The sequence below is a fragment of the Bradyrhizobium sp. Kon56 genome (assembly GCF_055807635.1).
On the sequence record NZ_JBVVOU010000026.1, the window covers coordinates 69,747 to 93,920 of the forward strand.

Consider the following 24,174-nt stretch of genomic DNA (forward strand, 5'->3'; position numbering starts at 1 on the left):
TTGGTGAGGTTGCCGTCACTTCCGCGTCGCCTGCTCGCCGACGGTCGCAGAAGTAATCACCGCGACAGGAGGCACATCGTCCGGCTTCGGCAGCGTGGTTGCCCTTTGCAGCGCCGCCTCCTTGCTGATAGCCGCAATCGAGTTGCCAATCCGCTCGACGATGCTGGTCAGCTCTGCGTCGGATAGTCCGAGACGCTTTCTGACGAGGCGCACCTGAGTACGGTCGGCGAGGTCGAGCTTGTTGCGGATCGGCTGTGGCTTCGAGCGGCGCATGACGAAAACTCCCGTGTGGAGTTGCAACCGTCGCCCCGGCGATTCCGTTCCCTGTTTGCAACAGTGATCTTCCCCAACCCATCGTCGCCGCACCTCGGCCCAAAAGTGCACACAACGCACATGGCGCATCGGTGTGGCGCCGGCCTGAGGAACGAATGCCCAAATCTCGGCTTCTCCCGTTGAGCATGCTCAAGCGATCGTAAAATCGAGCCTCGCGAAGCGTGCCGTAACTTCCAGCCATGCACGCAAAGGCGGCCAGGTTTGAGTCACAGTTTGGGAATGGCTGGGCCAGCGCGACACCACGGCCCTCGATGCCTCGACCACGGGGTCTGCTTCAATCTGTGGGCGCCGACGGCGCAATCGGTCGAATTGCTCGAAGCCGGCCGGCCGCCACTCCGGATGATGCGCGACCACGATGGCTGGTACCAGGCGTTGAGTCCCACCGCGCATGTCGGCACGCGCTATCAGTTCAGGATCAACGAAGACCTGGTCGTTCCCGATCCCGCCTCGTTCTTCCAGCCGGACGACGTCGGGGCCCCGAGCGAGCTGGTGGACACTGCGGCGTTCCGAGACTCGGTGCTCTATCCCGGCCGCCCTTGGGCGGAGGCCGTGATCTACGAGTTGCACGTCGGCACCTTCAGTGAGGAGGGCACCTATGCCGGCGTCGAGAAGAAGTTGCCCTATCTGCGCGATCTCGGCATTACCGCAATCGAGCTGATGCCGCTCAATGATGTCCCCGGCCGGCACAATTGGGGCTATGACGGCGTGCTGCTGAATGCGCCGAATGCGCGCTACGGCAGGCCGGAAGACCTCAAGCGGCTGTTACGCGCGGCGCATGCCCTCGACATCATGGTCTATCTCGATGTTGTCTATAACCATTTCGGACCGCAGCTGAACTATCTGCACCTCTATGCGGAAAGTTTCTTTACCGCGCGCCACAGCACCGGCTGGGGCCCTGCCGTCAACCTCGAGGGACACGACGGCGCGTTCGTGCGCGAGTTCCTGATCGAGAACGCGTTGATGTGGCTGCGCGACTACGGGTTCGACGGCTTGCGGCTCGACGCCGTTCACGCCCTGAAGGACGATTCCGACCGCCATTTCCTGATCGAGCTTGCCGAGACGGTTCGCAGTCAGCTGCCGGACCGGCGCGTGCATCTGATGCTGGAGAACGAGGCCAATCAGGCCCGCCTGCTCGACCGTGCTCAGGGGCGAACCCGGCTCTATGACGCGCAATGGGGCGATGATTTTCACAACGCGCTCCACGTCCTGTTGACGGGCGAGGACGAAGGCTATTATCGCGCGTTCGCAGACAGGCCGCTTGAACATCTCGCGCGAGCGCTCACCGAGGGCTTTGCCTACCAGGGCGAAATCTTTCCGCTGCATGACGAACCGCGCGGCGAGCCGAGCGCGCATCTGCCGCCTGATGCCACCATCTTCTTCGCCCAGAACCACGACCAGATCGGCAACCGCGCGCTCGGGGAGCGGCTTTCCGCGCTGGTCGGTCCGGAGAAGCTGGACCAGGCCATGGCACTGGTTCTCTTGAACCCGCATATTCCCCTGTTGTTCATGGGTGAGGAAGCCGCGGCCGAGACGCCATTCCTGTTTTTCGCAGACTGGTCCGGCGAAGCTGCCGAGCTGACGCGGGAAGGGCGGCGCACGGAGTTCGCGCACTTCAAGGCGTTCTCGACGCCCGGCATGCGCGCCAGGATTCCGGATCCGTGCGATGAAAAAACCTTCGGGGCATCGAAGCTCGACTGGGCCGGCATCGACCGCTCTCCCGCCAGCGCCAGGTTTCGCGGCCTCACAGCCCGATTGCTGAAGATACGGCGCGAGAAGATCGTTCCGCTGATCAAACGGGGTTTCGTTTCGGCTCATTGCAGGTTGCTGGGGGAGAACCAGCGTAAGGGCGGCCTGGATGCCCGTTGGCGGACGCAGAAGGGAGACATCTTGCAGATTGTTGCCAATTTCGCCGACCACGAACTGCCCATGCCGGCGCTGGTCGCGGGCGAGAGCCTATGGCGATTGGGCGCCGCCGACGCGCCAGCGCTGTTGCCGAGCGACATCATCGTGCGGCTTGGCCACGAGGCGTGATGGAACCGCGAGGAACGCTTCCGAAAGCTTTCCGTTAGCGGAGTAAATCCCTGGAGCCACTCCATGACCGAATATCCAAAGCCGCCTTATCCGTCCCAGCAGCAATCGATGCCCGGTTCGACCCGCGCGATGAATCCACGACCGGATCACGGCGAAGAGAGTTACAAGGGCTCCGGGCGACTGTCCGGAAAGAAGGCAATCATCACCGGTGGCGACAGTGGCATCGGCCGCGCGGTCGCGATCGCCTATGCCCGGGAAGGTGCCGACATCGTCATCGCCTATTTGAACGAGGACGAGGATGCCGCTGAGGTCAAGACGCTGGTGGAGCGCGAGGGACGCAAGGTCGTCCTGATCCCCGGCGACATCCGCAATCCCGATCATTGTCGCGCGATCATCCAGCGCACCGTCGAGGCGTTCGGCGCAATAGACATCCTCGTCAACAACGCGGCGCATCAGGACACGTTCAAGGAGATCGCTGAGATCAGCGACGAGGAATGGCAGCGGACGTTCGAGACCAACATTCACGCCATGTTCTATCTCACCAAGGCTGCGGTCCCCCACATGCGCCCGGGAGCGGCGATCATCAACACCGCGTCGGTGAACTCCGACATGCCGAATCCAACCCTGCTGGCCTATGCCACGACCAAGGGCGCCATTCAGAACTTTACCGGCGGCCTTGCGCAGATGCTGGCGGCAAAGGGCATTCGGGTCAATGCGGTCGCTCCGGGTCCGATCTGGACGCCGCTGATTCCGTCGACGATGCCGGAGGACAAAGTCAAGAACTTCGGCAAGCAAGTGCCGATGCAACGGGCCGGCCAACCGGCCGAACTTGCGACCGCCTATGTCATGCTCGCCGATCCACTCTCGAGCTACACGTCGGGAGCGACCCTGGCGGTCACCGGCGGCAAGCCGTTTATCTAAGCGATCGTGCAACGGGAACGTGGCGACCCGCGAGCAGGACCGCCACGTTCAGTACGTCTCGATCAAGCCGCGCTGGACGCCTTGGCATTGACGCCCTTGCGAAGCGCCACGGTGTTCAGCTTGGTGTTGGCGGCCTTCTCTTCGTTCAGGTTCGTCGTGAGGAAGCGCACGATGTCGTCGTGCCCGAGTTCCTCCGCCCATGCGATCAGCGTGCCGTAGCGGCACATCTCATAATGCTCGACGGCCTGTGCGTTGGCCACGATCGCGGCATCGAGCACGGCCTTGTCCTCGATTTCGCCCGCGGTCTCATCGGCCTCCTTGATGAGGCCGTCGATGGCGGGACAGTGTGTCCCGCTGGGCTCCTTGCCGAGCTTCGCGAATGCCTTGCCGAGCCTGTCGACCTGCTTGTTGGTCTCCTCCAGATGGGCTTTCAAGCCGGCGGCAAGGTCCCTGTTCGTCGCCTTCTCGATCATCTTCGGCAGAGCCTTGAGGATCTGCTGTTCCGCGTAATAGATATCCTGCAGGCCGTGCAGCAGCAGGTCTTCCATCGATTTGATGTCCTTGGTGAAGAATCCCATAAACGACGTCTCCTTTGACAATGATGGAACTGGAACGCTGCACAGCCCTAGCTGTTCCATTCCCGTGATCAGATCAGGAGAGCCGAATGAGCGATGGTGCGGATCATCTTGCGGGCCTGCTCGGACGAGCGGCGATGGACGTGTGGGGTGACATGCCCCGCGACATCCAGGAAGCGCTGTTCGAGACCGCCATGAAGGGGCGTCCTGCGGAGCGGGAAGAGCTCGCGCGGCTGCTGCACGAGCGGCATCCCCGTACGCTTCATCCGGCACGGCCTGGCTGAGCCGCGGCAGGAACGATTGTGTCAGAAGCCGATTTGTAAAATGGGCGAGGCGCGGTGAATGGGATTGACGAAGCCCGTGAGCCGTAGCTCGCCCAGGATCAAATCGGTGAGTCGATCGGCGTGACTGAAATGATGATCGGAAAATGGTACGACCCGATCTCCCAGCGATGGATCGTGCCTCGCGAGGAACGTCCGGTGGCGGACTATTCGCAGTCCAACCCGGAGAAGGGGCCGGAAAGCAGCGCATCGCGCGAGGCGCAGCGGATCTGGGACCTGTTGGTCGATTGCTGCGCGCGCGGTTGATGTCCGAGCCGCACCATCATTCGCTTCTACTTGGCAATTCAGAGAGTGATGACATAGACCGCGAAGGCAATAATGAGCGCCAGGCCTACGACGGCGGTGCTGATCAATATGTTGCCCGTGGCGCGTCCGTGCTGTCTCGCAGCGTCAATGACACAGCCGTCATTTTCGTTCCTGAACGACCCTGCTGAAGCAGCTCCGACTGTTCACATGTGAACAGAGGGCGTCGGCACCAAATGGCGTGAACTATATCATTTGATACAGACATGGCTGCGCTCGCACTTATCATCGGCAATCCGGAAAGGCACCGCATGGTGCCATGACATGGAGACCCGATCGTGCTCAGGCGGCGTCGCGTTCAGCAAACCACCACTCTGCAAGAACGGCTTGCGGAGTTCACCAGGACCATCCGTGAAAAGGCCGAGGCGTTGCCCGACGGCAAGGAGCGGGATGAGCTGATGAAACGGCTCAGAAGCGCCGACGCGGCGTCAAACCTCGACCGTCAATTCGCCGGCAGGGATTGAGCTGATGGTCTGCCGAGGCGGAGTTTGCGCGTTCAGCCTCTCCGGCGTCAGCTGCGATACCAACTCGCCAGATTCCAGGTCGTGACGTCCCATCCCGACATGTCGACCATGAGGTTGTTGACCCCTGCGTTGACGATGTTGCGGGATAGAAGCGGCAGGAACACGTTGGCCTCGCAAAAGGTTTCGTCGACCTTGATCAGCAGCGCGGCCCGCTTGACCGGATCAAGCTCGTTCTGCGCAGACTTGTAGGCCTTGTCGGCCTCGGGATCGGACCAGCGCGAGACGTTGCGGCCGAGCCATTTGTTTTCCTTGTTGGAGATCTCCCAGGAGACGCACTGGTTCAGGAAGCGCTCCGGGTCGGGCTGCGGCTGCGTGGTGTTGTACATCTCCATGTCGGCATAGAACTTAGAGTAGGTGTCGGGGTTGCCGACGTCGGACGAGAAGAACACCGATGCCGTGACCGCCTTGATTTCGATCTCGATCCCGGCCTTCTGGCAGGCCTGCTTGATGATGGCCTGCGTCTTCTGACGCGGCGCATTGGTCGAGGTCTGGAAGACGAATTTGAGCTTCTTGCCGTCTTTCTCGCGGATGCCGTCCGCGGCCTTGGCCCAGCCGGCCTCGTCGAGGATCTTGTTCGCCTTGTCGACGTCGAACTCGTATTTCAGCTTCGGCGACTTGAACTGTTTGGGCGCGTTGACGAAGCTCGCGGTGGCGACGCCGCCGCGCCCGTAAATGAATTTCTGAATCGTCTCGCGGTCGATCAGCAGATTGATCGCGCGGCGAACGGCGGGATCGGACAGCGTCGGGTGCTTGGTCTTGGGGCTTGAGCGCTCGCCGTCCACCTCGGTCCAGGGGTCCGTCGTGTTGAGGATGATGAATTCGACGTTGCCTGATGGCGTGACGTCGAGCTTGCCCTTGCCGCTGGCCTCCATGCGTTTGAGGACCTCCTCCTCCACCTGCATGTTCCAGGCATAGTCGTATTCGCCGGTCTGCAGCACGGCGCGAGCCGCGGACACCGCATCGCCACCGCCCTTGATCTCGAGCGTGTCGAAATGCGGCTGGTTCTTGACGTGATAGTCGGGATTGCGTTCGGCCCGGATCAGGTCACCCGGCTTGAACTCGACGAATTTGTAGGGACCAGTGCCGACCGGCTTCAGATTGCCGGGCGCTTCGCGCGACTTCGCGCCGACATAGTCGCCGAAATGATGTTTCGGCAGGATCGGACCGACCGAGCCGACGAAGGGATCGGCCCAGAACGGCGTCGGCGCCTTGAACAGCACCTTGACGGTGTGGTCGTCGATCTTCTCGACCGTGATGTCTTTGTAAGACCCCGTAGTGTACGCCGCCGTGGCGAGATCCGAGGCGTATTGCCAGGTGAACACGACGTCGTCGGCGGTGAAGGGCTTGCCGTCATGCCATCTCACGCCCTGCTTCAGTTTCCAGGTCACGCTCAGGCCGTCCGGCGAAAGGCCGCCGTTCTGCTTGGACGGAGCCTCGGCCGCGAGGCAGGGGACGAGGTTGCCGTCCTTGTCCCAGCCGGCGAGCGGCTCGAAGAAGACGCGCGAGGCGATCTGGTCCTTGGTCCCGAGCGCGAAATGCGGATTGAGCAGTGTAGGGGCCTGCCAGAGCAGGATCTTGAGTGGGCCGCCGCCGCCGGCCTTGGTCGGCTTGTAGGGCAGGGTGGCGTCCGCCATCGCCACGTCGTTCCAGACCAGGATCTGGCTCGCGACAGGCGCCGCGATCCCGATCGCAGCCATCGTCTGCATGAACGAGCGTCGCGACAGGGTGCCCTGCTGCACCTCAGTGATGGACTTGCGGATTTCGTTCTCGTTCATCGGATGATCCCCCACTTCAAGGACAAGTCGTCACCGGCCAAGGCCCATCATGTTTGATCATGGGCGAGGCGGCAATGCCACCAAGGTCAGAAAACCCTGCGGCGAAATGACGAATGTGCGGGGAGAGGTCTGACGCCCGGATGGAGCCGAGCGCAACCAGGATAAGTCCAGCCGCGCTGGCGGCGCCCCGGATTGCGCATCGCTCCATCGGGCTACGGGCAACGATCCGTGGGTTTTGTCGTGACGCGTCTCACGCTTGCGCAGATGCATTCGTTCCCCGCATGCCGTCGAACGGAGAAGCGTCGTCCGCGTCAATCGGTCAATATGGATTTACATTTCATTGATTTCGCGCCGCGGAGAAGCGAATACGGTTCCAATCATTGCCGAGTCATGGAGACCAAGATGTCGTTCTGTTCCACCCTGATCCTTGCGACCGTGCTCGCCGTCTGGTCGGCCGCCGCTTCAGGCGAGACCATCAAGATCGGCGTGACGCCGGGGCCGCACGCCCAGATCTTCGAGGCGGTGAAGCCGATCGCCGCCAAGCAGGGTCTCGACATCCAGCTCATCGAATTCTCCGACTACGTCGTGCCGAACGCAGCGCTCGATGCCGGTGAGATCCAGGCCAATTCGTTCCAGAACCAACCATATTTGGACAATCAGAAGGCGGACCGTGGCTACAAGATCGAAGCCGTCGGCCTGACCGTGAATTTCCCGATCGGCGTCTATTCCAAGAAGCACAAGGCCTTCGCCGATATCCCCGAGGGCGGCAAGGTCTCGATCCCGAACGATCCGACCAATGGCGGCCGCGTGTTGCTGCTGCTGCGCGACCAGGCCGCGATCAAGCTGAAGGACGGCACGGGTTTCAAGCCGACGGTGCTCGATATCACCGAGAATCCCAAGAAGCTGAAGTTCATCGAGGTCGACGCGGCGCAGGCGCCGCGCGCGCTCGACGACGTCGACGCCGCCGCGATCAACACCAATTATGCAACCCAGGCTGGCCTCGATCCCGTCAAGGATCCGATCCTGCGCGAGGACCCGAAGGGTCCCTACGTCAATCTCATCGCCGTTCGCACGGTCGACAAGGACAAGCCCTGGGTCAAGATCCTGGTGGACAGCTATCACACGGCGGAGGTCAAGGAGTTCATCCTGACCAAGTTCAAGGGCGCGGTTCTGCCGAGCTGGTAGGCAGTCTGCCCAGCCAAAGTTCAGCTCAGGGCGATCCCGGCGGGCGGGCTTGCGTACTAGCCCTGCGCAATGCCCGCTTGTCTGGAGCTGCGGCAACCGACATCATCGGGACCTATCCTCGTCCGACAGGGGTCGTATGAAACGCTTAGCAAACCTGAAACGCCTGGGGTTTTTCACACGGCTTCTCGACGAGGCCCCGCCGGCCGACCGATATCGCTTCGCGGCCGAGCAGATCGTGCGCGCCGAGACGGCGGGCCTCGATTCTGCGTGGATCGCGCAGCACCATTTCCACGAGCGCGAGGGCGGCCTGCCGTCCCCCTTCACCTTCCTCGGTTATGTCGCAGCCCAGACCTCGCGCATCAGGCTCGGCACCGGCATCGTCACCTTGCCGCTGGAGAACGCGGTGCGGGTGGCGGAGGATGCCGCGGTGCTCGATCTGCTCTGCAACGGTCGCTTCGAGCTCGGTGTCGGCACCGGCGGCAATCCCTCGGCCTTTGCCGCCTTCGGCCTCGACAGCGCCCAGCGCAACGAGATCTTTGCGCGCAATCTGGACGTCGTCCGCACCGCGTTGGTCGGCAAGCCGCTCGAAGGTGGTGACACGCTCTATCCGCAGCGGCCGCAATTGGACGACAGGATCTGGCAGGCGACGTTCTCTGTCGCGGGCGGCGCGCGTGCCGGCAAGGCAGGCGATGGCCTGTTGCTGTCGCGCACCCAGCCTCGAACCAAGGAGGCGCCGAAGGCAACGCTCGCCGAGATTCAGAATCCGGTGATCGATGCCTATCTCGAGGCGCTGCCGCCGGGACGGGAGCCCCGCATCATGGCCTCGCGCACCGTCTTCGTTGCCGACGACCGGACTGAGGCGATGCGTCTTGCCGATATCGGCCTGCGGCGCGCGCTCCCGCAATTCCTCAAGGGCGGCCACGCCAAGCCAGGCGAAACGCTCGAGGAGATGATCGTGGCGTTCGACACCCATGTCGGCGCGGCCGACGACGTCATCGCTTCGCTCCGCGCCGACGCCACGCTGGAGCGGGTGACCGATCTCGTCTTCCAGGCGCATTCGGTCGATGCCCCGCATCCCCACATTCTGCGCTCGATCGAGCTGGTCGCGGAGAAGGTCGCGCCGGCGCTGGGCTGGGCGCGGACGGCGCCCGACGTGGCGCTGGCGGGATAGTCGGAATGAACGGAATCGCGTTGCACGAGGCTGCAAGAGGCTGAATGATGGCTACGAAAGATATCATCGACACGCTCGCCGGGATCGAACCGGGTTCGGCTCTGGACGGCATTCGGGCCAAGCGCATCCAGGCGCGCGACAATGCGCAGAAGAGCTATCTCTCGCTGTTCGAGCCGATCGACGCCGGCGATGTCTCGCTGGTGGAGCGCGCCGCGGTCGCGCTCTTCGTGATCGGCCTTCACCGCGAGCCCATGATGGCCGGCTTCTATCGGGCGAAGTTAGCTGCGACCGCCGATGGCGCGCGCCTGGTCGAAGCTGTCGATGTCGAAATCGCGCGGGGCGAGACCTCGGGCCCCTACGGTGCCTTTCCAGCCGGCCCCCTGTCTGTCGAAAACAAGGCCGGCCTGATCTATCGCGTCGGCGCGGAGCGCAAGCCCGATCTCGGAGACCGGCTCGCTGCAGCGTTCGAGCATGCGCATCTGCTGGTGTTCCGCCCGCGCGATGCGGCTGCAGCCGACATGAAGGCGCTGCTCGCCGCCGGCTGGTCGAACACCGGCATCGTCACGTTTTCCCAGCTCGTTGCGTTCCTATCGTTCCAGGTGCGCGTCGTCACGGGACTGCGCGTGCTCGGTGCCGCGCTCGGGCGCACCACGAACGCCGCGGCCGGCGCGTAAGGAGGCTGCATCATGAGCGCTGCAAACAATGCCAATCCGCCCGTCGTCTTCACCCAGGACGAACTGGGCTGGGTGTCCTGGATCGACCCGCTGCTCGAAGCCGAGCTGACCGAGCGGCATTTCGCGGGCCTCGTCGATCGCTCCCGTTCCCAGTCCGAGTATTTCCGCCTGCTGGTGCGCGACCCCGAGGTGCTGGAAGCCCGCACCAAGACGGACAAGGACATCTTCTACAACGTCGCCGACGGCCTGCCGCGCGCCGAGCGCGAGCTCGCGGCGGCTGCGACCTCGCGCTACAACGGCTGCATCTACTGCGCCTCCGTGCATGCGCGTTTCGCCAGCACTTATTCCAAGCGCCGCGACGATGTGCAGCGCCTGCTCGACGAGGGCGTCGGCGCCGATCTCGGCGAGCGCTGGAATGCGGTCGTCAAGGCCTCGGTGGCGTTGGCTGCGACGCCGATCGCGTTCAGCGCCGACAATATCGATGAGCTGCGCCGCGTCGGTCTCGACGATGCCGAGATCGTCGACGTCATCAACGGCGCGTCGTTCTTCAACTGGGCGAACCGGCTGATGCTGTCGCTTGGCGAGCCCTCGAAATAGCCAATCTCACCGGCATGAAAATTGCTAGTTGTTTCAACGCCTGACAGGATGGAGCCGTCCATGAGCAACATCGATCGTCGTACCCTGGTCAAGGGCTCGCTTGCCGCCATGATGGCGGGGGCAGCCTTCTCGCGCGCCGCGCTTGCGCAATCGTCCGAACCGATTTTGCTGGGCGTCAGTGGTCCGTTGACCGGGCCGAACGCACAATATGGCACGCAGTGGAAGCAGGGCTTTGATCTCGCGCTCGACGAGATCCAGGCCGCGGGCGGCATCAACGGTCGCAAGCTCGCCTATAGTTTCGAGGACAGCCAGAGCGACCCGCGCCAGTCGGTGGCGATCGCCCAGAAGTTCGTCTCCGATCCCAGGATTGTCATGGAGCTCGGCGACTTCTCCAGCCCCGCCTCGATGGCGGCCTCGCCGATCTATCAGCGCGGCGGGCTGGTGCAGTTCGGATTCACAAATTCGCATCCGGATTTCACCAAGGGCGGCGACTTCATGTGGAGCACCTCGGTCAGTCAGGCTGACGAGCAGCCGCTGCTGGCGGCCTATGCCGTCAAACGTCTCGGCCTGAAGAAGCTCGCCGTGCTGCACCTCAACACCGACTGGGGCCGTACCAGCCGCGACTATTTCGTCAAGGCCGCGAAGGAGCACGGCGCCGAAATCGCCGTCACCGAAGGCTACATTGCGGAGGAGCGCGACTTCCGCTCCACGCTGGTGCGCGTCCGCGACGCCAATCCGGACGGGCTGATCCTGATTTCCTATTATTCCGATGGTGCGCTGATCGCGCGCCAGGCGCGCCAGGTCGGGCTGAAGCAGGTGATCTGCGCCGCGAGCTCGGTCTACTCGCCGAAATTCCTGGAGCTCGGCGGCGAGGCCGTCGAGGACGTCCATGTCGGCACGCGCTACTTCCCGGAAGACCCGCGCCCCGAGGTGCAGACGTTCATCGCCGGCTTCAAGAAGAAGTACAACGGCGTGGAGCCCGACGCGTTCAACGCTTACGCCTATGACGCGATGAACATGGCGGCCGCCGTGGTGAAGATCGGCGGCACCGACCGGCGGGCGATCCGCGACGCCTTCACGAAAGTGAAGGACGTATCGAGCGTGATCTTCGGCAAGGCGACGTTCGACGTCGAGAGCCGCCGCGTCAAGGGCGCCATGAACGCCGAGCTCGTCGTGCGCAAGGGCCAGTTCGCGCTCTGGGACGGCAAGCCGACCTGAGGGGATCTCCTGCGTGTCATCCTGGCTCGACTACACGATCAACGGGCTGATCGTCGGTAACGTCTACGCCCTGGTTGCAGTCGGGCTCGCGCTGATCTTCGGTGTCAGCCGGCTGATCAACTTTGCGCAAGGGTCGATCTACCTCGTCGGCGCCTATATCGGCTGGGTCGCGGTGGTGCAGCTGCATACGCCACTGCCGCTCACCATCATCCTGGTCGCGGTGGCGGCGGCGCTGGTCGGCTTGATCATCGAGCGGTTCGGCCTGCGCCCGCTGCAGAACTCGGTGCGCATCGCACCGCTGCTGGCGACCATCGGCATCAGCTTCGTGCTCGATCAGCTCGTGATGCTGACTTTTTCGCCCAATCCGCGCGCATTGCCGAGCCAGTTGCCGGATGTCCGCTTCCAGATCGGCGGCGGCACGATCGGCCCGCTCGATCTGCTCATCGCCGGTGTCGGCCTCACCAGCGCGTTGCTGCTGTTCGTGTTCCTGCGCTACAGCAAGCTCGGCTGGGCCGTGCGTGCCACCGCGCAGGACCGCGACGCCGCGATGCAGATGGGCGTCGACGTCAACCGCGTCAATCAGGCCGTGTTCGGCATTGCGGCTGCGCTCGGCGGCGTCTCCGGCCTGCTGGTCGGCATGTACTATAACCAGATCGACACCGCGATGAGCCTGCAGGCGACGCTCAAGGGCGTCGTCGCCGAAGTCGTCGGCGGCGCCGGCAATGTGCCGGGCGCGGTGATCGGCAGCCTGCTGCTCGGACTCGTCGAGAGCTACGGCGTTGCCGTGTTCGGCACCAGCTACCGCAACCTGTTCGCGTTCCTGCTGCTGGTCGTGGTGCTCGTGCTGCGCCCGAACGGTCTGTTCGCCAGCGCGCGGCAGGCGCCGCCCGAGCCGCTCACCGGCACTTTCATCGCGCCGAGCCGCCCGGTCTGGATTCCGCGCTGGGCTCTGCTGATCGCTGCCGTCGTCTTCGCGATCCTGCCGCTGTTGCCCGTGTCGTTCTACGTGCTCCAGACCCTGATCAACGCTTGGCTGCTCGGCATGCTCGCGCTGAGCCTCACCCTGGTTGCAGGCACGATTGGTCAGGTCTCGCTGGGACACGCCGCGCTGCTCGCGATCGGCGCCTACACCTCCGCGCTGCTGTCGCTCACGTTCGCTGTCCCGGTCGGCCTTGCCATCATCGGCGGCGGCCTGATGAGTGCTGCGCTGGGCACGGCGCTGATCTCGCCGTCGTTCCGGCTGCGCGGGCACTACGTGTCGATCGCGACGCTCGCGATCGGCGAGATCGTCTCGCTGGTGATCCTGAATTGGGAGAGCGTCACGCGCGGGCCGATCGGCATCTCCGGCATCCCGCCGCTGTCGCTGTTTGGCTATGAGCTGGTCAGCCCGATTTCGATCTACTGGTTCAGCTTCATCGTGATGGTCGTGCTGGCGCTGCTGCAGGGACGCCTGCTCGGCTCGCATCTCGGCCGCAGCTTTCGCGCCATCCGCGACGACGACATCGCCGCGCGGGCCTATGGCCTCAGCCTGAATCGCTACAAATCGCTGGCCTTCATCTTCGGCGGCTTTGCCGCGGGGGTCAGCGGCGGCATCGCCGCGCATCTCTATTCCTATATCAACCACGAGACCTTCAACACGCAGCAATCCATCCTGGCGCTGACCGTCGTCATCCTCGGCGGTCTCGGCAATGTCGTCGGGGCGATTCTCGGGGCGGTCGCGCTGGTCGGCCTGCCGGAAGTGTTCCGCATCGCGGCGGAGTATCGCATCCTGATCTACGGCATCGTGCTGCTGCTGCTGGTGCGGTTCAGGCCGCAGGGCCTTTTGGGGACGGTGTGATGATGGACGCACACACGGCGATGCTGTCCCTGCGCGGGCTGACGCGGCGCTTCGGCGGCCTCACCGCCGTCGACGCCATCGATCTCGATCTCGCCAAAGGCGAGCTGATCAGCATCATCGGCCCGAACGGGGCGGGCAAGACAACGCTGTTCAATCTCGTGACCGGGCTTGACCTTCCGGACGCCGGGACGGTTCGCTTCGAAGGTCAGGACATCACAGGTTTCTCGCCGGAACGCCTGGCGGCCGCAGGCATCGCGCGGACGTTCCAGCTCGGCCGCGTCTTCGGCAATCTCAGCGTGATGGACAACGTCCTGATCGGTGCGCATACGCGCTTGCGCGCGGTGAAACCGGCAGTGCCGGTGATCGGCCCGCTGCTGGAATTGGGTCTGGCGCTGCTGCGCCCCGCCAGCGTCAAGGCGGAGGAAGAGCGGCTGCGCGAGGAGGTGAAGGTCATTCTCGCGCGCTTCGGCGAGCGGCTGCTGCCGCGCATCGACCAGCCGGCCTACAGCCTCTCTTACGCCAACCGCCGCCGCGTCGAGATCGCGCGCGCGCTCGCCTTGAAGCCGCGCCTGCTGCTGCTGGACGAGCCGACCGCCGGCATGAACCCGACCGAGACCACGGAGATGCAGGGGCTCGTCGCCGAGCTGAAAGCCGAAGGGCTGACGATCTTGCTGATCGAGCACAAGCTCGAAATGGTGATGCGCCTCTCCGATCGCGTCATCGTCATGGACGAGGGCAAGAAAATCGCGGAAGGCCCGGGCGAAGCGGTGCGCGGTGATCCCAAGGTGATCGAGGCCTATCTCGGCCACGGCCTGGCGACGAAGCAGGAGAGCGCGGCATGACCAACCCGCCTCCCGATGCGCTGCTCGCGATCACCGACGTCAATACCTTCTATGGTCAGGCCCAGGTGCATTTCGACCTGTCGATATCAGTTCCGCGCGGCCATATCGTCTGCCTGCTCGGCGGCAATGCCAGCGGCAAATCGACGACGATGAAGATCATTTTGGGCCTGGTGAAGCCGCGCTCGGGCGAGGTCACTTTCGACGGCGCCTCGCTGCTCGGGCTGACCACGCCGCAGATCGTCCGCCGCGGCATCGCCTCGGTGCCGGAGGCACGGCGGCTGTTCGCCGACATGAGCGTCCGCGAGAACATTTTGATGGGCGCCTTCGTGCGCGACGACCGCGAGGCGATCGCGCAGGATCTCGACAAGATGCTCACGCTGTTCCCGAAGCTCGGCCAACGGCTGTCGCAGCGCGCCGGCTCGCTCTCCGGCGGCGAGCAGCAGATGGTCGCCATGGCACGGGCGCTGATGAGCCGTCCCCGGATGATCGTGATGGACGAGCCGACCATGGGCCTGTCGCCGCTTTACGTCGACCGCGTGCTGGAGCTGATCCGCACCATCAACCAGGAGGGCGTCTCGGTCTTCATGGTCGAGCAGAACGCCAGCCTCGCGCTCGAGATCGCGCACGAGGCCTATGTGCTCCAGACCGGCAAGATCGTTCTCTCCGGCTCCGCCCGCGCGCTGAAGGACGATCCCCGCATCCGCGATGCCTATCTCGGCGGCTCCGAGGCGGCGTAGCGCCATCTCGGCCTGCATGGTTCGAGACGCCCGCCCTCGGCGGGCGCCTCACCGTGAGGGTCTGGCGATCTCGCGGCGAAGCAAGACCTCATCCTAAAGGAGCCCGCGCAGCGGGCGTCCCGAAGGACGCCGCAAGCACTGCTGCAGAACCGTGCCGCCCCTCCGGGATTGCACTGGTCAGTATGACCACCTTATGAAAGGATCATACCGCTCGTGCGATGGGTCGTGCAGCGGACGGAATGATTGGCGTGACGAAATTATCTTTGCGGGCGGTCGATCCCGGAATGATGCTGCTGTTCGGCGGGTTGATCGCGGCCAACATCGGGGCGTGGGCTTGGGCGTTCGCGGCGTTCGGTGACCGGCCGACGGTGATGGCGACCGCGCTGCTTGCCTGGGTGTTCGGCCTGCGCCACGCCGTCGATGCCGACCACATCGCGGCCATCGACAACGTCGTGCGCAAGCTGATGCAGGCCGGCGATGCGCCGCGCAGCGTTGGTCTCTATTTCGCGCTTGGTCATTCCACCGTGGTTGTGGTCGCGACCATGCTGCTCGCGCTGGGCTTGGTGAGCCTTGGCGGCGACAGCCTGCTCAAGGACGTCGGCGGCTTCATCGGCACGTCGGTGTCGGCGCTGTTCCTGCTGGTGATCGCGGCCATCAACCTGGTCATCTTCGCCGGCCTGTGGCGGACGTTCCGGATCGCGCGCGCGCAAGGCATCCACGACGCCGCGCAGCTTGATGCGCTGCTCGCCAGCCGCGGATTGCTGGCGCGGCTGCTCGGCCCGATGTTCCGCCTGGTGACCAAGCCGGCGCATATGTACCCGCTCGGCTTCCTGTTCGGCCTCGGCTTCGACACCGCCACCGAGATCGGCCTGCTCAGCATCTCCGCCAGCGAATACGCGCTTGGTGCATCGCTGGCCGACGTCATGGTCTTTCCCGCGCTGTTCGCATCAGGCATGGCGCTGGTCGATACCGCCGATTCCGCGCTGATGGTCAGCGCTTATCGTTGGGCCTTCGTCGATCCCTTACGGAAGCTCTGGTACAACCTCACGATCACCGGTGCCTCGGTCGCGGTGGCGCTGTTGATCGGCGGCATTGAGGCGCTTGGCCTGATCGGGGATCGGCTCGGCCTGTCTGGCGGTGTGTGGACGCTGGTCGACGGCCTCAACGATTCGCTCGCGAACGTCGGCTTCGCCGTGGTCGCGCTGTTCGCGATTGCATGGCTGGTTTCGGTCGTGCTCTATCGCAGGCTATTCGCGCTCGAGCGGCGGCGCACGCCCGATGTGCTGGTGGGCGCCGATGCTACCGAGACAGCGTGAGTCAATCGTGGGCTCAAGCCGAAGCTGCGCTCTCCGCCGGCAGATCGTCGGCATTGGGATCGCCCGGCGCGGTGGCCCAGGCCAATTCCACCAGCGTCACGAACCGGCGGCCGGCGCCGTCGAGCTGGCAGACGATCAGGCCCTGCTCTTCCATGTAGCCGAGCAGGCGCTGCGCCCGGCGCAGCGAATGCGAGCCGTAGGCGCGGGCGATCGCGGCGTCGCCGGGGCAGGGCCAGCCTTCTTTCGCCGCGCGCGCGATCATCATGAACACGCCTTGCATGTCCTCGGGCAGGATCGAGGCGCGCAGCGACACGTCCTGCCAGGCGTCGTCCTCGGCATGCTCGGCGCCGAGCCCGGCGCGTGCGCGTGTCAGCATGCGGCGGAATTCGGTGAGGTCGGGCACCGCCGAGCCGAGGCCCTCGATGCGGCAGCGGACCACGAACTCCTGGTACAGCACGCCGACCGCGCGGAAACCGGCATCGGGCGCGGCGAGCACGGCACGAAGGGTCCGATCCACGCGTTCGCGCCGTTCGGCGAGCTCTTCGGCACTGACGGGGACCTCGATCATTTCGGGGCCGATCTCCGGTGCCGCAGCCTTCGCGGCGCGGAGCTGCTCGAGCAGATCGGGCGCGGGCCGGCGCTGCGGCCGGCTGGCATCGGGCGGCGGCGCGGCCAGGATCACGGCGCGCATATTTTCGAGTGCGGCTTCGGGCATCGGCATCAGCCGCGGCGTGGAATTGCGCGGCTGGGTTTCGGTCGCGCCGATGTTCAAACGCAGCGGGCGTCGCGACAGCGCGGGGCCGAGCGCCATGAATTGTCCGCGTTCGAGATCGCGAAACGATTCGGCCTGCCGCCGCTCCATGCCGAGCAGGTCGGCGGCGCGCGCCATGTCGATGTCGAGGAAGGTGCGGCCCATCAGGAAGTTGGACGCTTCCGCCGCGACGTTTTTGGCGAGCTTCGCCAGCCGCTGGGTCGCGATGATCCCGGCAAGCCCGCGCTTGCGGCCGCGGCACATCAGATTGGTCATCGCGCCGAGCGAAAGCTTTCGCGCTTCGTCCGAGACTTCCCCCGCGACCGCAGGCGCAAACAGCTGCGCCTCGTCGACCACCACCAGCATCGGATACCAGTGGTCGCGGTCCACGTCGAACAGTCCGCCGAGGAAGGCTGCGGCGCGGCGCATCTGGTTCTCGGCATCGAGCCCTTCGAGGTTGAGCACGGTGGAGACGCGATGCAGCCGCGCGCGCTCGCCGGCAACCTGAAGGCCGCGTTCGGTGTGATCCTCGGCCTCGATCACGAGATGGCCGAAATGCTCCGCCAGGGAGACGAAATCGCCTTCGGGATCGATGATCGCCTGCTGCACCCAGGGTGCGCTCTGCTCCAGCAGCCGCCGCAGCAGATGTGATTTTCCGGAGCCCGAATTGCCCTGCACCAGGAGGCGGGTCGCCAGCAGTTCCTCGAGGTCCATGGCCGCCGCGGCGCCCGCCGTGGTCTGCCCCATCTCGATCGCAACCGTCATGCCCGACTCAAGTCCCATCATTCGCGGACAGGGGCTTATCAATCCGGCCACGGCGCGTCGAGCGCCATGGCGAGAATCATGCGTTGTTGCCCACGGCGGAGTTCAGGCGTGATTCGATTGCCGTAGAAGTGCGGGCCGATAGGGGGCTTGCGGATCGTCGTCCTGGGGTTATCGCTTGCGCGAGTTCCCCGCTGATGTACGAAACCGGCATTGCGCCGTGCGCTCGGCATGCGCCCAGTCAATGATGGATGCGCGAAGTCCGGCAAAGGGGATCGTGGCCCGTTACAGCGCGCCCGATCCGCCCTGCACGATCTTCTCGTTGAGCTTCAGGTCCACAGTCTCGACGGTGCGGTCGATCTCTGCATTGGGCGCGCCGAGCTGATGCGAGATCAGCTTGACCAGCAGGTCGACGCGCTCGATGAAGGGTGCGCCGCCGGCCACCGCGCGCGCGGCCGACGACGGCTTCAGCAGGCTCTCGGCAGCCTTGGCGTATTTCGCGAACGGCACCTGGTCCTGCGGATCGGCGCCGAGACGCCGGGCGATGGCGTCGACATGCTCATAGATGGTCTGCGAGCGCGCGAGATCACTGTGCACGGCGTCGCGGATCGACTGCGGCTCGTGCGGCGTGATGCAGCGGTAGTTGCCGGTCAGCAGCATCGACCATTTCGCCAGCGGCACGAACAGGGAATCGAACACCTTCAGCTTCACCGGCACGTCGTGGCCGTCGAGGGTCACCGCGTCGATGTCGGCTTCGAGCTCGCGCAGCACCTTGTTGTGCTTCTCGTCGGCGAACACGGATGCCTTGAAGTTCGTGGGCAGACCGACGTGAAGCACGTTCGCAGCCTCTTCCGGCGGACGGAACGCCTGCGGGTCGGGCGAGCACAGGGTCACCAGCCCCGGCTCGAAGCGCTCCCACACCTGCGCATTGGTGTAGGCCTCCTCGAGATCCATGTCTGCGAGCGAGGGGATCCGCTTCAGATAGGGCAGCGGCGGCATGTTCATGATCGAGAGGCACGGCAGCTTCGCCGCGGCGATCCTGACCATGAGAACGCGCACCGTATGGTTGGTGTATTGCGGCTCCTGCATCGCAAGGCCGACCATGTCGTAACGGGACAGGTCCACATTGGCCGGCGTCACGGCGTCGAGCTTGCCGGGCAGGTCGCGCGAGAAGATGGCGCGGTGAACGGCCTCGTCACGCAACTTGATGCGCACCTCGGTCCCCTCGCGGTTGATCAGCTCAGCGGTCTTGGCGCGGCAGACCAGGGTCACGTTGTGCCCCGCCATCAGCAGCTTCGTGCCCAGCAGGGAGCCGTAGGAAGCCCCGAGAATCAGGATGTTACGCGCCATGTCTCGTCCCTTTGACAATTGGTGATTTTTGGGCCCCGGCCGTCAGCCGCGGGCGAGTTTGGCGGGCATGTAAGGCAAAGTGCGTGGGGATGGCAACTGGGATAATGAATACAAGGCGCGGATCAGCGGGCGGCCCGGCGTGTTGCTTTACGCCGAAGCAAGACGACGCCAAACCGGCGGCGGTTGTGCATGGTCGTTGAGTTGCTCAAATAACTGGCTTACCGAAGTAAGAAATGTTGCACATCTCAATCGCCCAGGCTCTCCCAGAACGCGATCATACCTCGTCACGTCTCGCGCGCCGGGTGCGGATGAGCGGCTTCGAGGATTTTGTCGCGCCGGTTTTCCTGCGACATTGACTAGCGGAAAGTCCTTTGGCGAAGGCCGTCGGCATCGATCAGGCGGTAACCCGCCGCATTTTTATCGCTGGCGTGATTGGTGGCGCGCCGGATCGGCGTCATGAGGAATCATGATGGAAGCCGACACAGGCGATGCCTTCTCCCCCGTTAAATGAGCTCCAATTTTAGTCGTCCACCGCAACAAAAAACTGCAAACGCGGGACAGCAAAAAATGGCAGAGTGGTGCGGGCCTAAACTGTGTATCAGCAACGGAGCTGAGACGTGACGATTGAGTTGGAGTCGGCGTGCGACTTGTTTTGCGACCGGTTCGTTCGGACTGTAGTCCGTCCGGTCCAGTGCCCCCGCCCGCGAAGGGAAAACGGAACGATCATCGGGACGGCAGACGCAAGCGCGATCACGCACGCGTGACATCGCATCGAGCAGACATGCAGGGCGTTGCGCTGACAGCGCTGCGCCGAGTCCAAGCAACCGCCGACGCGCCGTTCGGGGACGGGCATGGAAGATGATCATTGGCCTCACGGCACGTGCGACGGCGCCGGTCGAAGCCTGGCGTGCTTGCGAAAACGCGCGTCCCATTTTTTCGAAAGCTTGTCCGTCGCGGAACTCGTGCGCGAGGCGCACAGGCATCGGTGGATTTCGGAGTGGTTGAGGATCTCAGGCGAGTACCGGATATTCGCCGAATCGGCGCGCGTAACCAGTTCAGCTCAGATCGCGCGGGAAGCGTGGCTGTGCTCGCTGACGGCCCTTGAAGTCGCGAGGAACCTGTCTTGGCCCGGAGATCCCGGGGGTACCGACCTCGTAGACAAGGTCAGACTCTGCCTGAGGGGCTTCGAGGAGGACGCCGGTTCGGCGATCGAGCGTGTGGAGATCGACTGCTTTGATCAAGGCTCGCTTGCGGGCTACTTTCTGCCGGCGTTCCCCGATCGGTCTTTCGCACCCGCGGTTATCTGCGTCAGCGACGAGGACATCACCCTCGGCTCGATGATGAGCAGGCTGTTGCCGGCTTCAGGGCGACGGAACGTGTCACTCCTGCTCGTTGATGCCGGCGATTCATCCGGTCGTAGCCCCTTCAAGCCGGCGCATATTCTTCAATGCTGGCTGGATTACCTGGAAGCTCGTCCGGACGTCGATTCGCAGCAGATCGCGGTCTACGGCGAGGGGGCGGCCGCCAGTCACGCATCCCGTCTTGCCCTCGTGGATCGCAGAATGGCTGCCGCCGTGTGCGACGGCGGCATTGCGACGCCGGTCATGCGCCGGGCATCGCTGCGCTGGATGATCGGCGTCGAGCAGGCGGTCCGTGACGGGCCCTCGACGGGTTCGTTGCTGCCGTTGTGTCGGATACCTTGCCCGCTTCTGATGGTCGTCGGCAGCCGCTCAATGGTTTGGGAGGAGGATGCTCTCGAACTGCAAGCCGGCTATCGGCAGGCCGGAGCCGATTGCGCGACCGTCGTGCCGAACTGCATTCCGTACCCTCTGGGCGAGGTCGAGAATTTCATCGCGGTGGACGATTTCATTTTCGAATGGCTCGACAGCAAACTTGGAATTGCCCGCCAGCTGGATTCCGTGACCTACCTCTAAGGCGCCAAGAGATTGGGAAGGCGAGAAAAGATTGGGAAGGCGAGGAGAGATTGGGGATGAATCGAGGCGCGCGTTCCGCGCCTGACGTCAGGAGTCAGGAAGCGTCGATGGCCAGCAACCGTGCGGCCAGCCGGGCATTCTTGGCAATCGTTGCGAGCGCGGCATTCAGGTCGGCCAAGGTCTTCTCGTCGAGCTCGTTGAACATGGTCGAGTTCAAGGCGAGCTTTCTCTTCGACAGTTTTTCAATCTCCGTCGTTGCTTTCGCCGTCAGCGACATCAGGACGTAGCGTGCGTCGTCTGCGGCCGGCCGTCGCGACAGGAAGCCGCCCTTTTCGAGACTCTTGGTCTGGTTGGTGACGAAGGCGGGGTGGACGCGCAGCTTGTTCGCGATGTCGATTCCCGCGACACCTCGCCCCTGGTCCAGTTCGGTGATGGCCATCAGGATCAGCCACTGCGGCTCGGTAATGCCCAGCAGTCCGGCCCAGCTGGTGTGGATGTCCTCCAGCTGGGAATGAATTTCGACGACGTTCCAGATGAAGTCCGTAATCGCCCTGTCGAGTTTCTTCTCGATCATGTGGCTCCCTCCCCGTTTATCCCTTGCCTATCCTTAATGGGATATCTTGGAAGCGTCTCGAAAATCGCGCGCCGACCAAAGGGTAGATACCGCGCGGAAGAAATCGTAGGCTCACTTATTACTTGCAAAGAACAATTAATTTTATTATCGACTATCGCACTCTATTTCGCTGCTCTTGACCCACGCGACGGACGGCGATGCGAGACCTCCAAGAAGCCCTCGGGATGCCCCCCGAGGGCTTTTTCTGGTTTTTCTATGGTGATCTTCCGGAGTGATATCGCGCTGTTGCCCTCAAGCCACATCGCGACCCGAAGTGTCGATTCATCAAAGCAATAAATTGAGACCATTGTTTTTATAAACTATATGTGAAGCCGCGACGGAGGGGGCACCTCGCTGTCGTTTCAGTCCGAACCTTCGGTGCGGACCTGAATTGAACGGAAATTGAGAGGGTAAAGCGGCGTCCACCGAGGACCCGGGCCCCCTGAACCGACCTGGAGGTTTACTGATGAAGTTGACGAAGACACTCTTTCTCGGCTCGGCTGCCGGCCTGATGGCCGCCTCCGGGGCGTTCGCTGCCGATCTTCCCGTGAAGGCCAAGGCGGTCGAATACGTGAAGATCTGCTCGCTGTACGGCGCCGGTTTCTACTACATCCCCGGCACCGACACCTGCATCAAGCTGGGTGGTTACCTGCGTGCCGATGCGAACCTCAATACCAATTCGGACTTCAACCCGAACCAGAGCGGTGTTGCCGGTGCACGCAACCGCCTGATGAACTACTACACCTTCCGCGCTCGTGAAGACCTCAACATCGACACCCGCACCGCGACCGAATACGGCGTGGTCCGCACGTTCTTCGACGGCGTCTTTACCTGGACGACCGGCAACTATTCGGGCACCGGTTCGGCAACGGGTGGCACCCAGTACAGCGGTACGCTCGGTCTCAACGCTGCGGGCACAGGCCTCGTCGGTTCGGGTAGCGGCAACGTCAACGGCACCGACGGCAATACCTCGGCCGGTGCGCTCGGCGTATACTACGCCTTCATCCAGTTCGCCGGCTTCACGATGGGTAAGGCCGTGTCGCAGTTCGACGCGCCCTGGACCAACTATCCCGGCAACATCACCGACAACCTCGTCGGCGGCAGCGGCACCGTTACCGGCGTCACCCAGTTCACCTACACCGCCGACTTCGGCCAGGGCGTCACGGCATCGTTCTCCGCTGAAGATGCGACGGCCTACTATCAGGCCGGCAACCTCAACATGACCGGCGCGACCGCAGGTGGCATCATCGGCGGCTCATACGGCACCAACGCCCTCGGCGGCTCGCGTTCGCCGAACCTCGTCGGTCAGGTGCGTGTCGATCAGGCCTGGGGTCTCTTCCAGGCGTCAGTGGCTGCGCATGACAACCATGTCGCCTATTACGGCGCGACCGAAGCCACCGGCCATCCCGACGACAAGTGGGGTTGGGCGGTTCAGCTCGCTTTGTCGATCAAGAACATCCCGACCGGCGCGGGTGACACGATCAACATCCAGGGCGTCTACACCGACGGCGCGACCCGCTACAACTTCCAGAACCTGTCGGGCAGCAGCTACTCGCTGTTCGGTAGCTCGGGTGTTGCCTACCAGAGCGTTGGCTTCGCCAATGCTCCCGACACGGTGTACGTGACCGGTAGCTCGCAGGAAACCGTCAAGACCTGGGGCTTCCGTGGCGCTTACACCCACAACTGGGATCCCAACTGGAACTCCTCGCTGTACGGTGCTTACGCTCAGGCCCAGTTCGGCACGCTGGCCAAGACCACCATCTGCGGCGCCGGCGGCGGCGCCGGTGTGTTCGGAGCCCTGGCAGGTGTGACGGGTTGCAACCCGGACTTCGCGATCGGCCAGCTAGGTGTCGTCACCCGGTGGACCCCGGTCAAGAACCTGACCTTCTCGGCGGACGTGTCCTGGACCCATCTCGACCAGAAGTATTCTGGTACGGTTGGCGCCTCCCCGAGCGTCGCGACCGCCAAGCCGACCGCGGCCTACGAGCTGAAGGATCAGGACTCGGTCGCCATGATCCTCCGCGCTCAGCGCAACTGGTAAAATCTATCGAAACACATGAACGAACACCCGGCGGGAAACCGCCGGGTGTTTTTTTGCGCAAGGCAGATGATATAGGGCGGCGAAGCCCCGGTGCCCGGATGGAGCGCAAGCGTGATCCGGGGGCTGCTCGCGCTGCGTCCGGCACCTTCCCGGATCACGCTTCGCTTCATCCGGGCTACGGGACCGCGCCTGTGTCGCCCCCGTGTCAATCCGCTCTCACAAAAATATTCCGCTTTACCGAAATTCGGAAATGACGTATGTGTCGTGCATCCCGGCTCATCCTTGAGGGGCGATCTTGTGGTCGTCATGTTCGCGAGCCGGGCTTGCGGTGGACGCGGCAGCG

The 24,174-nt window shown here is 63.9% G+C and carries 22 protein-coding genes; 16 read left to right on the forward strand and 6 right to left on the reverse strand.

The features are described from left to right. Positions 1-15 precede the first annotated feature (15 nt). Positions 16-273 (reverse strand): DUF3606 domain-containing protein, encoded by a 258-nt coding sequence (locus AC0L3B_RS30520; RefSeq protein ID WP_018453928.1) that lies wholly within the window; start codon positions 271-273, stop codon positions 16-18. 279 nt (positions 274-552) lie between these two features. Here AC0L3B_RS30520 and treZ point away from each other — a divergent pair, with 279 nt between their 5' ends. Next, on the forward strand, positions 553-2,364 hold the full coding sequence (gene treZ, locus AC0L3B_RS30525; RefSeq protein ID WP_473381563.1) for a malto-oligosyltrehalose trehalohydrolase: 1,812 nt from the start codon (positions 553-555) through the stop codon (positions 2,362-2,364). A gap of 63 nt (positions 2,365-2,427) precedes the next feature. Next, positions 2,428-3,285, forward strand: coding sequence for an SDR family oxidoreductase (locus AC0L3B_RS30530; RefSeq protein ID WP_018453930.1), 858 nt, complete (start codon positions 2,428-2,430; stop codon positions 3,283-3,285). A gap of 62 nt (positions 3,286-3,347) precedes the next feature. Here the strand turns inward: AC0L3B_RS30530 and AC0L3B_RS30535 are convergent, their stop codons facing one another. Continuing rightward, positions 3,348-3,863: a YciE/YciF ferroxidase family protein gene (locus tag AC0L3B_RS30535; RefSeq protein ID WP_018453931.1), complete on the reverse strand. Its 516-nt coding sequence runs from the start codon at positions 3,861-3,863 to the stop codon at positions 3,348-3,350. Positions 3,864-3,949: 86 nt separating this feature from the next. Between AC0L3B_RS30535 and AC0L3B_RS30540 the strand changes: the two genes are divergently transcribed. The 3 genes from AC0L3B_RS30540 (at position 3,950) to AC0L3B_RS30550 (ending at position 4,968) form a co-directional block, all read left to right on the forward strand. After that, positions 3,950-4,144 (forward strand): hypothetical protein, encoded by a 195-nt coding sequence (locus AC0L3B_RS30540; protein ID WP_007614011.1) that lies wholly within the window; start codon positions 3,950-3,952, stop codon positions 4,142-4,144. A gap of 120 nt (positions 4,145-4,264) precedes the next feature. Beyond that, entirely contained in the window at positions 4,265-4,447 is a 183-nt protein-coding gene (locus tag AC0L3B_RS30545) for a hypothetical protein (protein ID WP_143273038.1), read from the forward strand. Positions 4,448-4,782: 335 nt separating this feature from the next. After that, positions 4,783-4,968 carry a hypothetical protein gene (locus AC0L3B_RS30550; RefSeq protein WP_018453934.1) on the forward strand — a complete coding sequence of 62 codons (186 nt, stop codon included), beginning with the start codon at positions 4,783-4,785 and terminating at the stop codon, positions 4,966-4,968. A gap of 47 nt (positions 4,969-5,015) precedes the next feature. Here AC0L3B_RS30550 and AC0L3B_RS30555 read toward each other — a convergent pair whose 3' ends face one another. Next, positions 5,016-6,803, reverse strand: a complete 1,788-nt coding sequence (locus AC0L3B_RS30555; RefSeq protein WP_377829431.1) for a peptide ABC transporter substrate-binding protein — start codon at positions 6,801-6,803, stop codon at positions 5,016-5,018. Positions 6,804-7,193: 390 nt separating this feature from the next. Between AC0L3B_RS30555 and AC0L3B_RS30560 the strand changes: the two genes are divergently transcribed. The 9 genes from AC0L3B_RS30560 to AC0L3B_RS30600 all read left to right on the forward strand — a co-directional run bounded on the left by AC0L3B_RS30560 (position 7,194) and on the right by AC0L3B_RS30600 (position 16,380). Continuing rightward, on the forward strand, positions 7,194-7,988 hold the full coding sequence (locus AC0L3B_RS30560; protein WP_473381564.1) for a MetQ/NlpA family ABC transporter substrate-binding protein: 795 nt from the start codon (positions 7,194-7,196) through the stop codon (positions 7,986-7,988). A gap of 136 nt (positions 7,989-8,124) precedes the next feature. After that, complete coding sequence (locus AC0L3B_RS30565; protein WP_085383546.1) at positions 8,125-9,159, forward strand: putative FMN-dependent luciferase-like monooxygenase; 1,035 nt, start codon at positions 8,125-8,127, stop codon at positions 9,157-9,159. A gap of 47 nt (positions 9,160-9,206) precedes the next feature. Beyond that, the gene (locus AC0L3B_RS30570; RefSeq protein WP_473381569.1) at positions 9,207-9,833 is read left to right on the forward strand and encodes a CMD domain protein; all 627 of its coding nucleotides are present in this window, start codon (positions 9,207-9,209) and stop codon (positions 9,831-9,833) included. 12 nt (positions 9,834-9,845) lie between these two features. Beyond that, positions 9,846-10,430: an alkylhydroperoxidase domain protein gene (locus AC0L3B_RS30575; RefSeq protein WP_473381565.1), complete on the forward strand. Its 585-nt coding sequence runs from the start codon at positions 9,846-9,848 to the stop codon at positions 10,428-10,430. A 60-nt stretch (positions 10,431-10,490) separates the two neighbouring features. Continuing rightward, on the forward strand, positions 10,491-11,648 hold the full coding sequence (locus AC0L3B_RS30580; RefSeq protein ID WP_007595945.1) for an ABC transporter substrate-binding protein: 1,158 nt from the start codon (positions 10,491-10,493) through the stop codon (positions 11,646-11,648). A gap of 13 nt (positions 11,649-11,661) precedes the next feature. Next, a complete protein-coding gene (locus AC0L3B_RS30585) occupies positions 11,662-13,485 on the forward strand; it encodes an ABC transporter permease (protein ID WP_204512172.1) in 1,824 nt (607 codons plus the stop codon). Beyond that, the gene (locus tag AC0L3B_RS30590; protein ID WP_473381566.1) at positions 13,485-14,327 is read left to right on the forward strand and encodes an ABC transporter ATP-binding protein; all 843 of its coding nucleotides are present in this window, start codon (positions 13,485-13,487) and stop codon (positions 14,325-14,327) included. The genes AC0L3B_RS30585 and AC0L3B_RS30590 overlap by 1 nt, the downstream gene beginning before the upstream one ends. Next, a complete protein-coding gene (locus AC0L3B_RS30595; RefSeq protein WP_456653542.1) occupies positions 14,324-15,064 on the forward strand; it encodes an ABC transporter ATP-binding protein in 741 nt (246 codons plus the stop codon). The genes AC0L3B_RS30590 and AC0L3B_RS30595 overlap by 4 nt, the downstream gene beginning before the upstream one ends. 284 nt (positions 15,065-15,348) lie before the next feature. Then, on the forward strand, positions 15,349-16,380 hold the full coding sequence (locus AC0L3B_RS30600; protein ID WP_473381570.1) for a HoxN/HupN/NixA family nickel/cobalt transporter: 1,032 nt from the start codon (positions 15,349-15,351) through the stop codon (positions 16,378-16,380). 13 nt (positions 16,381-16,393) lie between these two features. Here AC0L3B_RS30600 and AC0L3B_RS30605 read toward each other — a convergent pair whose 3' ends face one another. Together AC0L3B_RS30605 and AC0L3B_RS30610 are read right to left on the reverse strand one after the other, a co-directional pair. Further along, positions 16,394-17,896 carry a helicase HerA domain-containing protein gene (locus AC0L3B_RS30605; RefSeq protein ID WP_473381567.1) on the reverse strand — a complete coding sequence of 501 codons (1,503 nt, stop codon included), beginning with the start codon at positions 17,894-17,896 and terminating at the stop codon, positions 16,394-16,396. Between the two features lie 282 nt (positions 17,897-18,178). Further along, complete coding sequence (locus tag AC0L3B_RS30610; RefSeq protein ID WP_377829434.1) at positions 18,179-19,243, reverse strand: ketopantoate reductase family protein; 1,065 nt, start codon at positions 19,241-19,243, stop codon at positions 18,179-18,181. An 851-nt stretch (positions 19,244-20,094) separates the two neighbouring features. On the opposite strand from AC0L3B_RS30610, the gene AC0L3B_RS30615 reads away from it, so the two are divergent. Beyond that, positions 20,095-21,177: an alpha/beta hydrolase family protein gene (locus tag AC0L3B_RS30615; RefSeq protein ID WP_085348490.1), complete on the forward strand. Its 1,083-nt coding sequence runs from the start codon at positions 20,095-20,097 to the stop codon at positions 21,175-21,177. Positions 21,178-21,271: 94 nt separating this feature from the next. Here AC0L3B_RS30615 and AC0L3B_RS30620 read toward each other — a convergent pair whose 3' ends face one another. Then, positions 21,272-21,751 carry a MarR family winged helix-turn-helix transcriptional regulator gene (locus AC0L3B_RS30620; protein WP_018453949.1) on the reverse strand — a complete coding sequence of 160 codons (480 nt, stop codon included), beginning with the start codon at positions 21,749-21,751 and terminating at the stop codon, positions 21,272-21,274. A gap of 505 nt (positions 21,752-22,256) precedes the next feature. Between AC0L3B_RS30620 and AC0L3B_RS30625 the strand changes: the two genes are divergently transcribed. Then, positions 22,257-23,831, forward strand: coding sequence for a porin (locus tag AC0L3B_RS30625; protein ID WP_085357572.1), 1,575 nt, complete (start codon positions 22,257-22,259; stop codon positions 23,829-23,831). Positions 23,832-24,174: the final 343 nt, after the last annotated feature.